Raw genomic sequence first — 16,439 nt, 5'->3', positions numbered from 1 at the left:
TTAAAATTTTGATTAGGATAAGCTGCTTACGAGCAGCTTTTTTACGTTTTACAGAGATAAAATTTTTTCCGAAGAAAAATAAACCTCGCTTAGGTATAATAAATAAAGGCTTTTACTGTTATTGTTGTACAAGCGGAAAGTTTTTTTTATAATTCCAAAAACTGTACTTTTGCAAGATGTTTTTACAAATGATGAAAAAAGGATTACTTCTATTAGGTTTACTTTTTGTACTTCAGTCCTGTGGTGACTACCAAAAGGTGTTAAAAAGCGACAACGCGGGTGACAAATACACCTTTGCGGAAAATCTGTATAACGAAGCTAAAGCTGAAGATAGTAAACGAAAATATAGAAAGGCGATTCGTCTCTTCGAACAAATTTTACCGCAGTATCGCGGCAAGCCCCAGGGAGAAAAGCTAAGTTATCTTTTTGCAGATTCGTATTACCAGGTAGGAGATTATTATTTATCTAGTTTTGAGTTTGAGCGCTTTGTGCAATCATACCCTAATAGTGATAAAGTAGAGGAAGCCTCTTTTAAATCGGCTAAAAGCTATTACGAAGAATCACCTCGTTTCGATTTAGATCAAACAGATACTAATAAAGCGATCGAAGCCTTACAAAGTTATCTTAACCGCTATCCTGAGGGAGAGTATGCCGAGGAAGCCAACTTAATGGCGACAGAATTACGATTAAAATTAGAGAAAAAAGCATTTGAGATTGCAAAGCAATATTGGAGAATTGGGGGGAATTATCGTGAAGGAAACTTTACCGCAGCAATTACCTCTTTCAACAATTTTATAGCAGATTATCCGGGAACACCTTATCGTGAGGAAGCGTTTTACCTAAGATTTGATGCAGCTTATTCTTATGCGATAAACAGTTATAGAAATTTAATGCAGGAACGTTTACAGGCGGCCCTTGAATACTACCAGGCGTACAAGAAAAGTTACCCTGAAGGAGAGTATATGGCTAATGTAGACGAATCCTACCAGGATATACAAGCAAGGTTGAAAACTTTTAATTAGTTTAAGGAAAATGGATATTAAAAAAACGGAAGCAGCGGTTAACACCACTACGCTCGACAAGAACCAGATTGATGCGCCTACCGATAATATTTACGAGGCAATTTCGATTATCGCTAAAAGAGCTAACCAGATCAATACTGAGATCAAGAAGGAGCTACTTGAAAAACTGGATGAGTTTGCAACTTACAACGATAGTTTAGATGAGATTTTTGAAAACAAAGAACAGATCGAAGTTTCCAAGTTTTACGAAAGATTACCTAAACCACATGCGTTAGCAGTAGAAGAGTGGTTAAACGATAAGATCTATTATCGTAACACCAAAGAATCTGAGGAGACCATCTAAGCGTTTTATAAGCGATTTAATAGATTCTAAAGAATATGTCTGTACTACGGGGTAAAAAAATACTTTTGGGTATTACTGGCGGTATTGCCGCCTATAAAACCGCCTCGTTAGTTCGACTTTTCATTAAGGCCGGCGCCCAAGTCCGTGTGGTGATGACGCCGGCTGCAAAAGATTTTATCACTCCCCTTACCCTTTCTACATTATCCAAAAACGAAGTCTATTCTTCTTTTACCGAGGAGGAAGGCGAATTATGGAACAATCATGTAGAACTGGGTTTATGGGCAGATATTATGCTTATAGCCCCGGCTACGGCCAATACACTTTCTAAAATGGCGGCCGGTAATAGCGATAACTTTTTGCTGGCTACTTATGTTTCAGCTAAATGTCCGGTTTATTTTGCTCCGGCAATGGATCTGGACATGTATAAGCATCCCTCCACAAAAAATAACTTTGAAACTTTAAAAAGCTTCGGAAATTTTATGATTCCCGCGGGCACCGGAGAACTTGCCAGTGGCTTAAGCGGGGAAGGAAGAATGGCCGAGCCAGAAGAAATTTTTCAGTTTTTAGAAGATCATCTGTCTGCGTTTTTACCGCTAAAAGGAAAACAGATAATGATCACTGCAGGACCTACCTATGAGGCGATAGACCCCGTGCGTTTTATCGGTAATCACAGTAGTGGTAAAATGGGCTATGAGATTGCCCGGGCGGCAGCCAACTTAGGTGCTAAGGTCATTTTAATTTCTGGTCCCACGCATTTGCAGATTTCTGAAGATCATATCCATCTTATCAAGGTGGTAAGTGCTCAGGAGATGTACGATGCTACCATGGCTCATTTTGAAAAAGCAGATGTGGTAATCGCTGCAGCAGCGGTAGCCGATTATAAACCTGAAACCATAGCCGATCAAAAAATTAAAAAAGCCGACGAGACTTTAACAATCCGCCTAACCAAAACTCAGGATATTTTGCGTTCTTTAGGGGAGCGCAAGCGGCAGCAAAAATTGATTGGTTTTGCATTAGAGACCAATAATGAACTGGAAAATGCCAGGGCGAAGCTCCAAAAAAAGAATCTTGATTTTGTAGTGCTCAATTCTCTTCAGGATAAAGGAGCCGGATTTCAAAACGATACCAACAAAGTAAGTTTTGTTTTTCAGGATGAAGTGAAATCTTTTGGCTTAAAACCAAAATCAGAAGTAGCTGTTGATATCCTAAACGAAATAATTAATCTGTTTGATGAATAGAATAATCGTTATAGTAGTGCTTCTTTTTTGCTTTCATACGAAAGCACAGGAGCTTAATTGCGATGTACAGATTAATGCCGAGCAAACCGGACAGACCAATCTTAGCGTTTTTAAAACTTTAAAAAACTCGCTTCAGGAATTTATTAACAGTAATAGCTGGACGGGTAGGGAATTGCCGCCAGAGCAGCGTATTAATTGTAGTATGTTTATTACGGTAAGCGCCCTGGATGGTGAAAATTTTGCTGCCACCATTCAGGTGCAATCTTCGCGGCCCGTATTTGGATCTGATATGGTCACACCGGTTTTTAACTATAATGACGAGGATTTTAATTTCTCGTACCGCGAATATCAACCCTTAAATTATAATCAGAATTCGTACAGTTCTAACCTGGTTTCGGTAGTTAGTTTTTATGTATATACTATCTTAGGACTGGACGCCGATTCCTTTCAGCAAAACGGGGGAACGCCTTTTTTTGAAGAAGCCAAACAAATTGTAACGGTAGCCCAGCAAAGTAACAGTGCGGGATGGCAGCCCAGTGGTAATACAAGATCAAGGTTTAGGCTTAATGCCGATTTACTTTCTAACTCCTTCCAGGGATACCGTGATGCGTTGTATACCTATCATCGCAAAGGCCTGGATGTGATGCATGATAATGTTTCAGACGGAAAACAAGCGATAGCAGTAGCACTTGAAAAATTGCGGGAAATGAATTCGGTTAGAAGGAATTCACTGTTATTACGGGTATTTTTTGATGCTAAATCCGATGAAATTATCGATGTTTTTACCGGTGGTCCCGATGTTGGTACACGTGGCCTTACTCAAAAACTGAATAGTATGGCGCCTGGTTACGCACGCAAGTGGCGACAAATCCAGTAATTATAATTCTTTTTTCAGGTAGTTGATTTGCGCCAAATTCTCCCTTATATTTAGCCTTAAATTCTAAGAAAAATTGCTTACATCTTTATCTATTAAAAATTACGCGTTGATCGAAGATATCAACATGAGTTTAAAGCCTGGGTTCACCATTATTACCGGAGAAACCGGGGCAGGTAAATCTATTATGCTTGGTGCCTTAGGTTTGCTTTTGGGAAATCGAGCCGATTATAGTTCGATTAAAAATCCGGATAAAAAATGTGTGATAGAAGGTGTTTTTGATATTTCAAACTATGGTCTTACCAATTTTTTTGAAAAAGAAGATCTGGATTATGAGCCAAAAACCATTATAAGAAGAGAGATTTTAGCTTCGGGAAAATCCCGTGCATTTGTAAATGACACTCCCGTTACCCTGGCTAGTTTAAATAATCTTGGTAATTATTTAATCGATATTCACAGCCAACATGAAACCTTAAGTTTGGGAAATAATGATTATCAGTTTCAGGTAATCGATACCATTGCCGATAATGAGTCGCTGAATTTAGAATATCGTGAAACTTTAAAAGCGCTGAGGAGCTTACAAAAAAGAGAAGAGGTTTTAAAAGAAGAGCAGGCACAGGCAACGAAAGAGTATGACTATAACGTATTTTTGCTGAATGAGCTGAATGAAGCAAAATTGCAACCCGGAATGCTCGAAGACCTGGAGACACGCTATGAAGAGCTTAATAATATTGAAGAACTTACCGAGCAATTAAATTCGGCCATCAATTATATTTCTCAGGAAGAAATTGGCAGTCTAAGTACCTTAAAAGAGGTTCGAAATAATTTATCTAAAATTTCCCGATTTTCCGCTACCTATGAAAGTTTACACGAACGTGTACAAAGTGTGATTATCGAACTGGATGATATTCATACAGAGCTGGAAGCCGCACTGGAAAATACAGAAGCCGATCCTCAGGAGCTTGAAAAGACTAACGACAAGCTTCAGCAAATCTATAATCTTCAGAAAAAGCATAATGTACTGGAAATCGAAGAATTACTTGCTATTGGTGAAGATTTAAGGAAGCAGGTTGCGGTGAGTGAGAATGCAGACGAAGCTTTAGCTGAAATTGCCTCGGCAATAGAAAAACAACGTGAAAAATTACGGACTATCGCTAAAAAACTCCACACCCGGCGTGAAAAGATCATTCCTTCATTCGTCAAAGAAACAGAAGCTATTTTAAGCGGATTGGGAATGCCAAATGCGCGGTTAAAGATTAGTTTAGAACAGGGAGAAAAGTTTTTTGCTAACGGGAACGATACTTTAGGCTGGTATTTAGCGGCTAATAAAGGAGGAAGCTTTAAAGAAATACGTAAAGCAGCCTCTGGAGGTGAATTATCCCGAATTATGTTGGCGGTAAAAAGTATTTTGGCCGCCCAAAGTAACCTGCCAACGATCATTTTTGATGAGATCGATACGGGTGTTTCGGGTGATATTGCACAAAAAATGGGAGAAATTTTGCAGAAAATGGGGCATAGTATGCAGGTGCTCGCCATTACCCATTTACCGCAAATTGCCGGGAAGGGAACTGCCCACTTTAAGATATTTAAAGAAGATACGGGGGCGGTTACCAGTACAAAAATTAAACAATTAGAGCGGGAAGAACGTATAGACGAATTGGCGATGATGCTTGGTGGAAACACCATTAGCGAGTCGGCCAGGGCACATGCCGTATCCCTGCTCGAGAATTAATAGATTTTAAAAAATATACGGCTGTATTGAATTTTACTATCTTTACCGGCTAAAAAGAATCTAAAAACAAATTTCGACATGTCATATAACCTTTTAAAAGGAAAAAAAGGAATCATTTTCGGGGCATTAGATGAGAATTCTATTGCATGGAAAACCGCTGTGAAAGCGCACGAAGAAGGTGCTGAAATTGTACTTACCAACGCGCCAATCGCCATGAGAATGGGAAGTATTAAAACTTTAGCTGAGCAAATTGGTGCTGAAATTGTTCCTGCAGATGCTACAAAAGTTGAAGATTTAGAAAATCTTGTAGACAAAGCTACAGAAATCCTTGGAGGCAAGATCGATTTTGTACTTCACTCTATCGGAATGTCTGTAAACGTAAGAAAAGGGAAGCACTATACCGATCAAAATTATGACTGGACAGCAAAAGGTTGGGATGTATCTGCGGTTTCTTTCCATAAAACCATGCAGGCACTTTATCAAAAAGATGCCATGAGTGAATGGGGGAGTATTGTAGCACTTTCGTATATGGCAGCGCAACGCGTATTCCCAGATTATAACGATATGGCTGATAATAAGGCGTATTTGGAAAGTATAGCACGTAGTTTTGGTTATTTCTTCGGGAAAGAAAAAAAGGTTCGAGTTAATACCATTTCTCAATCCCCAACACCAACTACTGCCGGGCAGGGGGTAAAAGGTTTTGACGGTTTTATTGCGTATGCAGATAAAATGTCTCCACTGGGTAATGCTACCGCTCAGGATTGTGCCGATTATACCATCACACTGTTCTCTGATCTTACTAAAAAAGTTACCTTACAAAACTTATATCACGACGGAGGGTTCTCTAACGTAGGCGTTAGCCAGGAAGTTATGGAAGCATTTGTTGAGAAAGAAAGCGAAAAATAATTTTTGCTGAACTTAAAAACTGAATTTATCTTCTAAAAAGTATGGCTGGCAGATCGTTAAGCTTAACTTAATTTAGGGTAAATTCAGTTTTTCTTTTTTAAATTCACTTCTAAATAGCGATAGCAAAGCTGTTATTCTTCTTAAAATGAATAGAGCATATTCCTTTATTGTTCCTGTTTATAATCGTCCTGAAGAGACCCGGGAACTGCTACAAAGTATGGTAGCTTTAAAATTTAGCCGAAAATTTGAGGTGGTGATTATAGAAGATGGTTCTAGCCGCACTTCAGAAGATGTAGTAAAAGAATTTAGTGAGCAATTACAAATAAGTTATTATTTTAAAGATAATTCGGGTCCCGGTAAATCCCGTAATTATGGGATGCAAAGGGCTAAAGGAAATTATTTTTTAATTTTAGACAGTGATGTGATTCTACCGGCAGATTATTTGCAACAGGTAGATAAGTCTTTAGATAACGAATATTGCGATTGTTTTGGCGGCCCCGATGGTGCACATAAAACCTTTAGCGATATTCAAAAGGCTATCGATTTTAGCATGACCTCATTTTTAACTACCGGAGGAATTCGTGGGGGTAAAAATGCGGTAAGTAAATTTCAGCCCAGAAGTTTTAATATGGGACTTTCTAAAGAAGCTTTTGAAGCAACGGGAGGATTTGGAAATATCCATCCTGGTGAAGACCCGGATCTTTCCTTACGTTTGGAAAAGCTAAATTTTAAAACATGTTTAATTTCTAAAGCGATCGTATTTCATAAAAGAAGGATCGATTGGGAGAAATTTTATGATCAGGTACATAAATTTGGGCTTACACGGCCAATTTTAAACAAGTGGCATAAAGGAAGTGGAAAGATTACGTATTGGTTTCCCTCGCTTTTTATAATAGCTTTTGTAATTTCGGTTCTCGCTATTCGTATAGGGATCTGGTGGATGCTGGGATTATTTATAGTATACTTTCTAGTCTTGTTTTTATTGGCGGTAGTTAAAACAAAAAGTGCCAGGATTGGTTTTTTGGCGATAATAGCCACCCTTATTCAATTTTTTGGGTATGGATATGGTTTTCTAAAATCCTCTTGGACAATGTTAATTTTAAAAGCAAATCCGGAAGAAGCTTATCCGGGATTATTTTTTAAGGATGCGTAGTTACGGTAACATAGGTGGAAAAAAAATTAAAAAGGCTAACGTACAGGTGTTTGGTTTTTTCTTAATATTTTCTGCTATTCTTTGGGTATTGGTACAACTTTCTAAAGAATATAATCGTACAGTGGAAATTCCGCTTACATATATTAATACGCCTATGGATAAAACCTTGCAGGATGCCCCTAAAACACTGCGTTTTAATTTAGATGCCAAAGGCTTTTTACTGATCTGGAAATACGAGTTCTTTAAACCTGTACTAACGATCGATTTAAAAAACACCACAGACAACGGGGCACAACTGGTGTACAATATTAGGGATCATCGAAGTTCGATCGAAAATCAATTGAATATCGATTTTGAAGATACCAATTTTTTAAAAGATGATATAGTGATCGATTTTCAGCCACGTAAAGAAAAAAGAGTACTTGTAATCCCAAAGACAAAACTTAACTATGATGTAGGTTTTTCAGCGGTAAACAGGGTGCAGTTATCACCGGATAGTATTACCGTTAGCGGAGCCAAAAACATAATAGATACACTAAGCAGTGTGTCTACAAACCTGATAAGCCTTAGCAATATAAGTAAAGATATTTCTGGTACTATAGCAATTGATACCACTAATCTGGGCATGCTTAATTTTTACAGAAACACCGTAAATTATACCCAGAAAGTAGCAAAGTTCACAGAAGGGAATGTTGAAATACCCGTGGAAGTAATCAATGTACCGCGTGGCACAAACCTTACTATTTTTCCAAAAAAAGTAATGATATATTATCAGGTAAACCTTAAGAACTATGAGTTTGTAAAAGCTGATCAATTTAAAGTGGTTTGTGATTTTGATGAAATTCAGGATGGCGTGGACTATATGCTCGCACAAATTAGCGAACAACCCCGTTTTGTGAATAACGTTCGTTTAAATGAACGTAAAATACAATTTATCATTAAACGATAATCCAAAAATGATTAGAGTAGGCCTTACCGGAGGAATAGGAAGTGGAAAGACGACTATTTCTAAAATGTTTAGAGAATTGGAAGTGCCTGTTTATATCGCAGACGATGCAGGGAAGGAGTTGATGGATACTTCAGCTGAAATCCGCCATCAAATCATTCGCTTATTAGGCGAGGAATCTTATCAGGATAACCTCCCCAATCGTTCTTTTATCGCTTCAAAAGTTTTTCAGGATAAAAAATTACTTGAGGAACTAAATGGCATCATTCATCCAGCCGTGGCCCGGCATTATGAGCAATGGCTTGCTAAGCAATCTGCAGTTTATATTATTTATGAGGCCGCTATTTTATTTGAAAAAGGATCCCATAAAAACTTTGACTATACCATTTTGGTTACTGCGCCAAAAGAAACCCGGATTCAACGGGTGTTAAAACGCGATCATACCTCTCGCGAGCAAATCGAGGCTCGAATGAATAATCAGTGGGGTGACGACAAGAAAAAACACCTGGCCGATTTTATAATAAAAAATAAAGAAATCGAGGATTCCAGGCAACAAGTTATATATATAAACGAGATTATCTTAAAGTCGGCTAAAAATTCTTCATATCTCTGTTAACATTTGGTTAAACCGGAGAGGCTCTAAATGTTAAAATATTACTTTTGGGAGCATGAATAGGAAGTTGTTTGTACTACTCGTTGTCTTAATGAGTTTGTCCCTTATTGGTATTATTTTCGTACAGGGCTACTGGATTAAAAGTACAGTTCAGGACAGGGAGGAGCAGTTTTCATACAACGCAAAACAGGTTTTAATTGAGGTTTCTGAACAAATTCAGAGTAGTGAGTTTGAGCGTTATATTTTTGAATATGAAGCTCAGTTGCGAAATTCAGAACAAAAGATTGATCGAATAACCCTTACCGAGTATTTGATTGCTACGAGGGATGAATTTAAGAATGAAGACGTTTTTAATTTCGGAACGATACAGGAAGCAGATTATAAAATATCTTCAGACTTTCTTGGTGCCGAAAAACAAAACGATAGCATTCAGATAAAAAAACTTATTAACCGTAAGGTTACCCAAATAGTAAAGGATAAAGGAGAAGATTCTGGTGCTGTGAAATCTGCTTCAGATGTCATGAAAAGGGTGATGCGTTTAGAGGACTATGAAAAGGAAATTTTACGTGATGTGATTTCTGAAGCTGCTGCTAGACAACCATTAAGAAAACGAGTTTCAGAAAAGACGATAGAAAACCTGCTAACAAGGGGCTTAGCAAGTCGTCACCTTAATACTAAATTTGAGTACGCTGTATATAGCAATTCTATAGAAACCGGGGTGCATTCAGAGAATTTTGATGTTTCCCATCCTGCAACTTACGGGGTTCCGCTTTTTGTGGATAGAGAAGGGAATAGTAGCTATCAGCTACTCGTAAATTTTAATGGAAAAAAAGGGGTGGTATTATCCTCGGTAACCTTAATGGCCGTGTTATCGATCGTTTTTACATTAATCATCGTTATTGCCTATTCCAGTGCTTTATCACAGCTAATTAGACAACGGCAGATATCCCAGATAAAGACTGATTTTATCAATAACATGACGCATGAGTTTAAAACTCCTATCGCTACGATAAATCTGGCATTAGATGCAATAAAGAATCCTAAGATAATTTCAGACCAAACCAAAGTTTTTAGGTATCTGCAAATGATTAGGGATGAGAATAAAAGGATGCATGCCCAGGTAGAAAATGTTTTAAGGATCTCAAAATTAGAGAAAAATGAGCTCGATTTAAATAAAGAGCGCCTGCAGTTGCATGATATTATTTTGGATGCCATAACTCATGTAGAGTTGATTGTTGAAGATCGCGGAGGGTATATTCAAACTCATTTTGGAGCTTTAAAATCTTCAATTTTGGCGAATCAGGATCATTTTACTAATGTTATAGTGAATATTTTAGATAACGCCATAAAATATAGTGAAGAAGAACCAAGTATCGATATCTATACAGAAAATGTTAAGCATTACATTATCGTAAAGATCAGGGATCAGGGGGCAGGAATGACCAGAGGCGTTCAGAAAAAAATATTTGAAAAATTTTATAGAGAACATACCGGTGATATTCATAATGTGAAAGGTCATGGTTTAGGACTGGCTTATGTAAAGCAAATTCTGGACGATCATCACGGGCAGATTACCGTAAATAGTGAAAAAGGAAAAGGAAGCACATTTATAATTAAATTACCACTAATATCTTAATATATGGAAACTGAAAACAAGAAAATTTTACTAGTAGAGGACGATCCGAATTTTGGAACGGTACTTAAAGATTACCTTGCAATGAATGAATACGAGGTAACCCACGCTAAAAACGGAATGGAAGGATTCGAAAAATTTAAAAAAGATGATTACGATCTTTGTATTCTTGATGTGATGATGCCGTACAAAGACGGATTTACCCTTGCGAAAGAAATTCGCGAAAAAAACGAAGAAATTCCAATTATCTTCTTAACGGCCAAAGCTATGAAAGAAGATGTATTAAAAGGCTACAAAGTAGGGGCAGACGATTACCTGAATAAGCCTTTTGATAGCGAAGTTTTGCTTATGAAAATTAAGGCTATTATGCAGCGCAAAGCTACTGATAGTGTAGCCGATAGTAAGCAATTTGAGTTTGAAATTGGTAATTTCCATCTGAATTCTAAACTTAGATTTTTAACTTTTGGAGACGAGGAGCCTCAAAAATTATCTCCTAAAGAAAACGAATTGTTGCGTTTACTAGCCTTACATGAAAATGATCTAATGCCTAGAGAATTGGCCTTAACCAAAATCTGGAGAGATGATAACTACTTTACTTCCAGAAGTATGGACGTGTATATCGCCAAGTTACGTAAATACCTTAAAAAGGATGAAAACGTAGAGATTTTAAACATTCATGGGGAAGGATTTAGACTTGTTGTAAAAAACAAAGAAGAGGAAAAAGCATAATCAATCAAAAACGAAAAATAACAATTTCAGTTTCAAAGGAAGGAATATTCTGTTCTAATAGAGCAGGATATTCCATTACCTTTACTGAAAAGTATAGAAGTTCTGCTACTTATTTAAAGCATTTATTTCTTCGGAAAGAAACATCATAATCTGTTCTGGTTTGGTGGTATAGTCAAACCAATGGATATTATTATTTTTTCTGAACCAGGTTAATTGCCTTTTTGCGAATCGGCGTGTGTTTTTTTTGATCTCTGAGATGGCGAACTCCAGTTCGATTTCTTGATCAAAATATCTGAAAAGTTCCTTATACCCTACAGTGTTCATAGCGTTTAGCTGTCTTTTAGGATAAAGCTGTTTAGCTTCAGCTAATAATCCTTCCTGCATCATTAGATCTACTCTTAGATTGATGCGGTCATAGATCTTCTGGCGATCTGCCGTAAGACCAATTTCTATGATATCGAAATTGCGCTGTTGCTTTTTCTTATTTAGAAAAGACGAAAACTTTTTACCTGTTCCTATACAAATTTCTAGTGCCCTAATTACCCGGTGGGGGTTTTCCATATCAGCTTTTTCGTAATATTCAGGATCTAATTTTTTTAATTGTTCCTGTAAGCTTTGCAAACCGTTTTGTGCCAGGGATTCATTTAGGTGTTCCCTTATTTGCGGATCGATTTCAGGAAAATCGTCCAAACCTTCAAGAATACTTTTTACATACATTCCACTACCGCCTACCATCACCACTATCTCATGTTTTTTAAAGAGCTCACTGATTTTTGCTGTAGCTTCTTTTTCGAAATCGCCTACCGAGTATTGATCTTCTATAGAGATATGCTGAATAAAATGATGTTTTGCCGCCGCTAGTTCTTCAGGGGAAGGAACAGCAGTGCCAATGCTCATTTCCTTAAAAAACTGCCGTGAATCTGCAGAAATTATTTCGGTATTAAAATAATTGGCAATATGGACTCCCAGTGCTGTTTTACCAATTGCAGTAGGCCCTACAACACTTATTAATACGTTGTTATTCATTTAGTTTATTTCCGCAGTTATGGCAAAATTCGGCTTTAGATAAATGTTTTCCTTCATTACAATGAGGGCAAACCTGGGTGTTATCTGCGATACTTTTGTCTGTAGCCCTGCTGTATTCTGCACCTACAATTCCCGTAGGTACGGCGATGATTCCGTATCCAACAATCATAAGCAACGAAGCTAATAACCGGCCAAGTGGTGTAATGGGGGCAATATCGCCAAAGCCTACCGTGGTGAGCGTTACAATACACCAGTAGATGCTTATAGGAATATTATCAAAACCGCCACCTTTTCCTTCAATAAGGTGCATAAGGGTACCGGTGATAATACAGATAATAAAAACAGCAAATAAGAAAACAAGAATTTTTGCTTTACTATTTTTTAGGGCAATAACCAGTTTATTAGATTCCCCAACATAGCGTGTTATTTTTAGGACTCTAAATACCCGGAGTAGCCGTAGCGCCCTTATTGCAAAAAATAGATTTTTGCCACCGATAAAAAAACCAAGATAACTAGGTAGGGTAGAAAGTAAATCAACGATCCCGTAAAAACTAAAAATATAACTTTTAGGCCTTTTGATGACCAGAATTCTGGCAATGTACTCTATTGTAAAAAAGATAGTAATACACCATTCTGCAATAAAAAACTCCCAGTAATATTCGGCATGAATATGGGTGATACTTTCTAACATCACCAGTACAACACTAAAAACAATAAGAACCAGAAGGACAATATCAAATAGTTTTCCCATAGGAGTATCGGCTTCGTAAATAATCTCGTAAAGCCGCTTTTTCCATGCAGGTCTGTCATCTGTTATTTTCAAGACTTATTAATTTTCTGCTAAGGTATCTTTTTTTTCTTTTAGAACAATTACAGACTGTTTTTGGATCTTGACAAGCTGATCTATAAATTCTTTTAGGTAAGGATAATAACCGGAAGCATACATCGCTTCAGAAAAAATAACATGTAGTCGAATATATAGATGATGGTCATCTGCCTGTTGCGCGATAAACTGAATTTTACCGGAAGCATTTGGTAACCCAATAATCTGTTGTTCAGGAATTTCTACTATTTCGTAATTATCCGGAGTTTTGACCAGAATATTAGCACTGTATACGTCTTTGTATCCAAAATCGATAGGATATTTTCTTTCTTCCAGTTTAAAGGGGTTCTCTTTCCAGAACAAAAATGTAAAAGGATTTAGGTAGATCCTGTCATTAATTTTTTGAGAAATATTTTTTATCTCATAATTGACCAAAAGCTCTTTATCCATATTCTTTTCGTTCTGGTAATCCAGATGGATAAGCTCGTAGGAATCACGAATGTTATTAAGAGCCTGTAAAATGGCTTCATCTTCAGATGATTTCTCGATTTTTCTACGCGCATTAGAGGCGTGATATCCGCCAAAAATCTGCTGGGATTTTAAAGTAGACGTGCCATCTTCGTGTACTATAAGACTATCGCGATAAGTTATTTTCGATAAACCATCTGGAATAATATCGATCCAGCTGCTTTCATTATCAAAATCCAGCTTTCTCCCATATTGATTTAAAGCCCTAAAGGGAAGTTGCCCAAACTCAACAAATTCGTCTGTAGCATCTAACATATACTCTTTACCATCAACTTCTAATAACACAAACAGATAATTAAAATCTGAAAGTACCGGAACTATTTTCTTTGGAAATCCACGATTACGGGTCGCACTAATAATAGGAAAAACCTGATAGCCTTCATTAATATAAAAGTTATGGAGCAGTACATTCACAGACGAAACATTACCGGTATGATCTTTTAAAAGATCCTTAAGATTCATTTTATCAAAAATTCCGTATTCTCCATTCCATTTATAATGATCTCTAACGAAATTATAGATATCCTTCGCCTTTTCTAGATTATTATCTTTACCTGCAATTTCAGCGGGTAATAATTCTTTTACGAGTCGGTCTTTTTTTAATTGCCTTCCAATGCCTTTATCCGTTCTAAACTCTCGATCTACGTCTTTCCATTCCTTAGTATATTTGCGTACCGTACCATTGAGCATGGTAATTTGTTTTAACTCATATGTTATTCTGGAAATGTAATTATATTTAGAGGTAAGGTAGTCTTCTTCTATAAATGCAGGGACTTGTTTCATAGCGTAAACAGTGGTAATACAATCACCAGCGTTTTGTGATTGGCCACCATAAAAACAGTTTTTCTTAATATCTGCATCGTTTTGATCTAATTCCAGTTCTCCCATCTTTACGATGTTATACTCATAATTAGCCGGGATCTCAGTTTCGTAACGGCTATACACTTTAGGAATATCTTCCTGAAACCACCAGGTATGAAAATTAAAAAGATAGGGTGTTTCCAGCCTATAGGAATACACCAAAACGGCACCGGGTTGTAAATCTGGAAAGGTAAATTTTATATAGTCATACTTTTCGTCTTCTTCTTTAAAGATTTTACTTTCAGATAGTGTTTTGTATCGAATGGTAGATCCTTCCAAATAATACGTGGTAGCTTTAAGGTCATGAATTCTTTCTGTACCGTTGCTTCCTTTATAAAGCGGGATGGTAATATTTGCCTCGTTATACCCTTCTTTGTTTAAAATCTTAATTTTAGCCTCGTAATTCGTGAAAAGGTGGTACTCCCGGCCATCTTCGATCTCACTAAAACCACTTTCATATATATAAAAAGCGTTAGCCGTGGTGTCTGGTAAATACGTATTGGCGTAAAGTTCATCTTTAGTCACCCTGGTATTTGACACATTAAAGTTTTGTTGATTGAATGACTCATCTTTCTCCTGAGCGAAAATGCTGCTACTTAAAATAAGTAATAATAGCGGTAGTAAAAATTTATTCATTTGATGAAAATTGAATGATTTTAAGCTTCTTATTTTTTCTTAAGTAGCTTTGAATGATATGTTGGGCATCTCTATCATTCGTCATGGGGGTGATGATAGATCTTATAATGTCTAACTTATTGATTTGATGATTTAGATTATAATATCCCACTCCTTTAAATTTACCAGCTTCAATGAGCAATGCACTTTTTTCATCTACATCACGACCGCGATCTATCACCAGCATATTTTGATTGATGTACGAATATTTTTCAATTAACTGCATTACTCTTGCATTATAATCCTCAGTACTTTCATGGCCTATACAAGCGCCATGACAACTTTTTATCGTATAATTAAAACAACTACCTGAGCCGATATGTTCACCTGAAATTCTTGCGCAAAGCTCGTATTCTTCGATCCACCGGGCTAAGCTGCTTTTCGCCGAGCGTAAACTACTAAAGGTTGTGATACAGTTTTTTGTCGCTCGTGCTTTACTAATTTTAAGGTTAATATAGCCGTCTTTATCGGTATAATGATAAAGACCATGAGTAAATATATGCTTTTTTAGCGCCCTGTTATATTTGGGCTTATTATTTTTTATTTCCTGATTTTCCCGCAGCAGGGCGATAAGTTCGTTTCCGGTAGATTCGTAGGAAACCGAAGCAACTTCTTTTTGCATTTCCCGGGCCCTGGCGTGATCGTTGGTAAAATGCTGATTGATTCGTTTTTTAATATTCTTGCTTTTACCAATATAAATAATCTCTCCATCCTCATCATGTAAATAGTAAATACCGGTAATTGCCGGTAGATCATCCAGGATATACACTAATTTACTATCTAATTGTCTTTTGGGTTCCTGCCTAACGTTATCCTTTAAAATGTCTTTTTTGGTATCTTTTGCCAACAGCATTTTAAAAAGCTTAACCGTGGCTTGTGCATCCCCATTGGCCCGATGGCGATCACTTAACGGAATTCCCAAAGCTCTTACCAGTTTACCTAAACTGTAAGATGGCATATCAGGGATTAATTTTTTAGAAAGTTCTACCGTACACAATGATTTTCGTTGAAATTCAAAACCAAGACGTTTAAATTCGGTTCTTAAAATACGGTAATCAAATTTAGCATTATGGGCAACGATAATACAATCTGTTGTAATCTCTACAATGCGTTTGGCGACCTCGTAAAATTTGGGGGCGTTGCGCAGCATTTCGTTGTTAATCCCGGTAAGGCCAACCACAAAGGGTTGTATAGGACGTTCTGGGTTAATAAGGCTTATAAACTGATCTACGACTTTCTCTCCGTCAAATTTATAGATAGCAATTTCGGTAATTCCTTCCTCATTATACTTTCCGCCAGTAGTTTCTATGTCTAAAATTGCGTACAAAAATTGTCCT

Annotated in this window: 15 protein-coding genes; 11 read left to right on the top strand and 4 right to left on the bottom strand. The window is 37.0% G+C overall.

Annotation, left to right across the window (positions count from 1 at the left end; genetic code table 11):
* The first annotated feature begins 176 nt into the window (after window positions 1-176).
* From ZPR_RS15395 to ZPR_RS15345, 11 genes are all read left to right on the top strand, one after another.
* On the top strand, window positions 177-1,022 hold the full coding sequence (locus ZPR_RS15395) for an outer membrane protein assembly factor BamD (RefSeq protein ID WP_013072660.1): 846 nt from the start codon (window positions 177-179) through the stop codon (window positions 1,020-1,022).
* A gap of 10 nt (window positions 1,023-1,032) precedes the next feature.
* Window positions 1,033-1,365, top strand: a complete 333-nt coding sequence (locus ZPR_RS15390) for a DNA-directed RNA polymerase subunit omega (RefSeq protein WP_013072659.1) — start codon at window positions 1,033-1,035, stop codon at window positions 1,363-1,365.
* Between the two features lie 35 nt (window positions 1,366-1,400).
* On the top strand, window positions 1,401-2,603 hold the full coding sequence (gene coaBC / locus ZPR_RS15385; RefSeq protein ID WP_013072658.1) for a bifunctional phosphopantothenoylcysteine decarboxylase/phosphopantothenate--cysteine ligase CoaBC: 1,203 nt from the start codon (window positions 1,401-1,403) through the stop codon (window positions 2,601-2,603).
* Window positions 2,596-3,480: a type IX secretion system protein PorD gene (porD, locus tag ZPR_RS15380; RefSeq protein ID WP_041578985.1), complete on the top strand. Its 885-nt coding sequence runs from the start codon at window positions 2,596-2,598 to the stop codon at window positions 3,478-3,480. The genes coaBC and porD overlap by 8 nt, the downstream gene beginning before the upstream one ends.
* 73 nt (window positions 3,481-3,553) lie before the next feature.
* Entirely contained in the window at window positions 3,554-5,209 is a 1,656-nt protein-coding gene (gene recN / locus ZPR_RS15375; protein WP_041578984.1) for a DNA repair protein RecN, read from the top strand.
* A gap of 78 nt (window positions 5,210-5,287) precedes the next feature.
* Window positions 5,288-6,115, top strand: coding sequence for an enoyl-ACP reductase FabI (locus ZPR_RS15370; protein ID WP_013072655.1), 828 nt, complete (start codon window positions 5,288-5,290; stop codon window positions 6,113-6,115).
* A gap of 145 nt (window positions 6,116-6,260) precedes the next feature.
* Window positions 6,261-7,268: a glycosyltransferase family 2 protein gene (locus tag ZPR_RS15365; protein WP_013072654.1), complete on the top strand. Its 1,008-nt coding sequence runs from the start codon at window positions 6,261-6,263 to the stop codon at window positions 7,266-7,268.
* Window positions 7,261-8,217, top strand: coding sequence for a CdaR family protein (locus ZPR_RS15360; protein ID WP_013072653.1), 957 nt, complete (start codon window positions 7,261-7,263; stop codon window positions 8,215-8,217). Before ZPR_RS15365 ends, ZPR_RS15360 begins: the two co-directional genes overlap by 8 nt.
* On the top strand, window positions 8,183-8,830 hold the full coding sequence (coaE, locus tag ZPR_RS15355) for a dephospho-CoA kinase (protein WP_233421308.1): 648 nt from the start codon (window positions 8,183-8,185) through the stop codon (window positions 8,828-8,830). The genes ZPR_RS15360 and coaE overlap by 35 nt, the downstream gene beginning before the upstream one ends.
* A gap of 52 nt (window positions 8,831-8,882) precedes the next feature.
* Window positions 8,883-10,463 (top strand): sensor histidine kinase, encoded by a 1,581-nt coding sequence (locus tag ZPR_RS15350; RefSeq protein ID WP_041578983.1) that lies wholly within the window; start codon window positions 8,883-8,885, stop codon window positions 10,461-10,463.
* Window positions 10,464-10,466: 3 nt separating this feature from the next.
* Complete coding sequence (locus tag ZPR_RS15345; RefSeq protein ID WP_013072650.1) at window positions 10,467-11,189, top strand: response regulator transcription factor; 723 nt, start codon at window positions 10,467-10,469, stop codon at window positions 11,187-11,189.
* Window positions 11,190-11,294: 105 nt separating this feature from the next.
* Here ZPR_RS15345 and miaA read toward each other — a convergent pair whose 3' ends face one another.
* From miaA to ZPR_RS15325, 4 genes are read right to left on the bottom strand one after another with little or no spacing between them, the layout of a single operon-like run.
* Entirely contained in the window at window positions 11,295-12,215 is a 921-nt protein-coding gene (gene miaA, locus ZPR_RS15340) for a tRNA (adenosine(37)-N6)-dimethylallyltransferase MiaA (protein ID WP_013072649.1), read from the bottom strand.
* Complete coding sequence (locus ZPR_RS15335) at window positions 12,208-13,038, bottom strand: ion transporter (protein WP_013072648.1); 831 nt, start codon at window positions 13,036-13,038, stop codon at window positions 12,208-12,210. The genes miaA and ZPR_RS15335 overlap by 8 nt, the downstream gene beginning before the upstream one ends.
* Window positions 13,039-13,044: 6 nt before the next feature.
* Entirely contained in the window at window positions 13,045-15,063 is a 2,019-nt protein-coding gene (locus ZPR_RS22630; RefSeq protein ID WP_013072647.1) for a DUF3857 domain-containing protein, read from the bottom strand.
* Complete coding sequence (locus ZPR_RS15325) at window positions 15,056-16,429, bottom strand: exonuclease domain-containing protein (protein ID WP_013072646.1); 1,374 nt, start codon at window positions 16,427-16,429, stop codon at window positions 15,056-15,058. Before ZPR_RS15325 ends, ZPR_RS22630 begins: the two co-directional genes overlap by 8 nt.
* Window positions 16,430-16,439: the final 10 nt, after the last annotated feature.

This window comes from Zunongwangia profunda SM-A87 (genome assembly GCF_000023465.1).
Classification (GTDB): Bacteria; Bacteroidota; Bacteroidia; order Flavobacteriales; family Flavobacteriaceae; genus Zunongwangia; species Zunongwangia profunda.
This window is presented reverse-complemented; position numbering and strand designations above follow the sequence as displayed.

What these genes read in the sequence shown, in the direction of transcription:
- ZPR_RS15395 (WP_013072660.1), top strand. Translation starts at nt 177, where the DNA reads ATGTTTTTACAAATGATGAAAAAAGGATTACTTCTATTAGGTTTACTT.
- ZPR_RS15390 (WP_013072659.1), top strand. Translation starts at nt 1,033, where the DNA reads ATGGATATTAAAAAAACGGAAGCAGCGGTTAACACCACTACGCTCGAC.
- coaBC (WP_013072658.1), top strand. Translation starts at nt 1,401, where the DNA reads ATGTCTGTACTACGGGGTAAAAAAATACTTTTGGGTATTACTGGCGGT.
- porD (WP_041578985.1), top strand. Translation starts at nt 2,596, where the DNA reads ATGAATAGAATAATCGTTATAGTAGTGCTTCTTTTTTGCTTTCATACG.
- ZPR_RS15370 (WP_013072655.1), top strand. Translation starts at nt 5,288, where the DNA reads ATGTCATATAACCTTTTAAAAGGAAAAAAAGGAATCATTTTCGGGGCA.
- ZPR_RS15365 (WP_013072654.1), top strand. Translation starts at nt 6,261, where the DNA reads ATGAATAGAGCATATTCCTTTATTGTTCCTGTTTATAATCGTCCTGAA.
- ZPR_RS15360 (WP_013072653.1), top strand. Translation starts at nt 7,261, where the DNA reads ATGCGTAGTTACGGTAACATAGGTGGAAAAAAAATTAAAAAGGCTAAC.
- coaE (WP_233421308.1), top strand. Translation starts at nt 8,183, where the DNA reads ATGAACGTAAAATACAATTTATCATTAAACGATAATCCAAAAATGATT.
- ZPR_RS15350 (WP_041578983.1), top strand. Translation starts at nt 8,883, where the DNA reads ATGAATAGGAAGTTGTTTGTACTACTCGTTGTCTTAATGAGTTTGTCC.
- ZPR_RS15345 (WP_013072650.1), top strand. Translation starts at nt 10,467, where the DNA reads ATGGAAACTGAAAACAAGAAAATTTTACTAGTAGAGGACGATCCGAAT.
- miaA (WP_013072649.1), bottom strand. Translation starts at nt 12,215, where the DNA reads ATGAATAACAACGTATTAATAAGTGTTGTAGGGCCTACTGCAATTGGT.
- ZPR_RS22630 (WP_013072647.1), bottom strand. Translation starts at nt 15,063, where the DNA reads ATGAATAAATTTTTACTACCGCTATTATTACTTATTTTAAGTAGCAGC.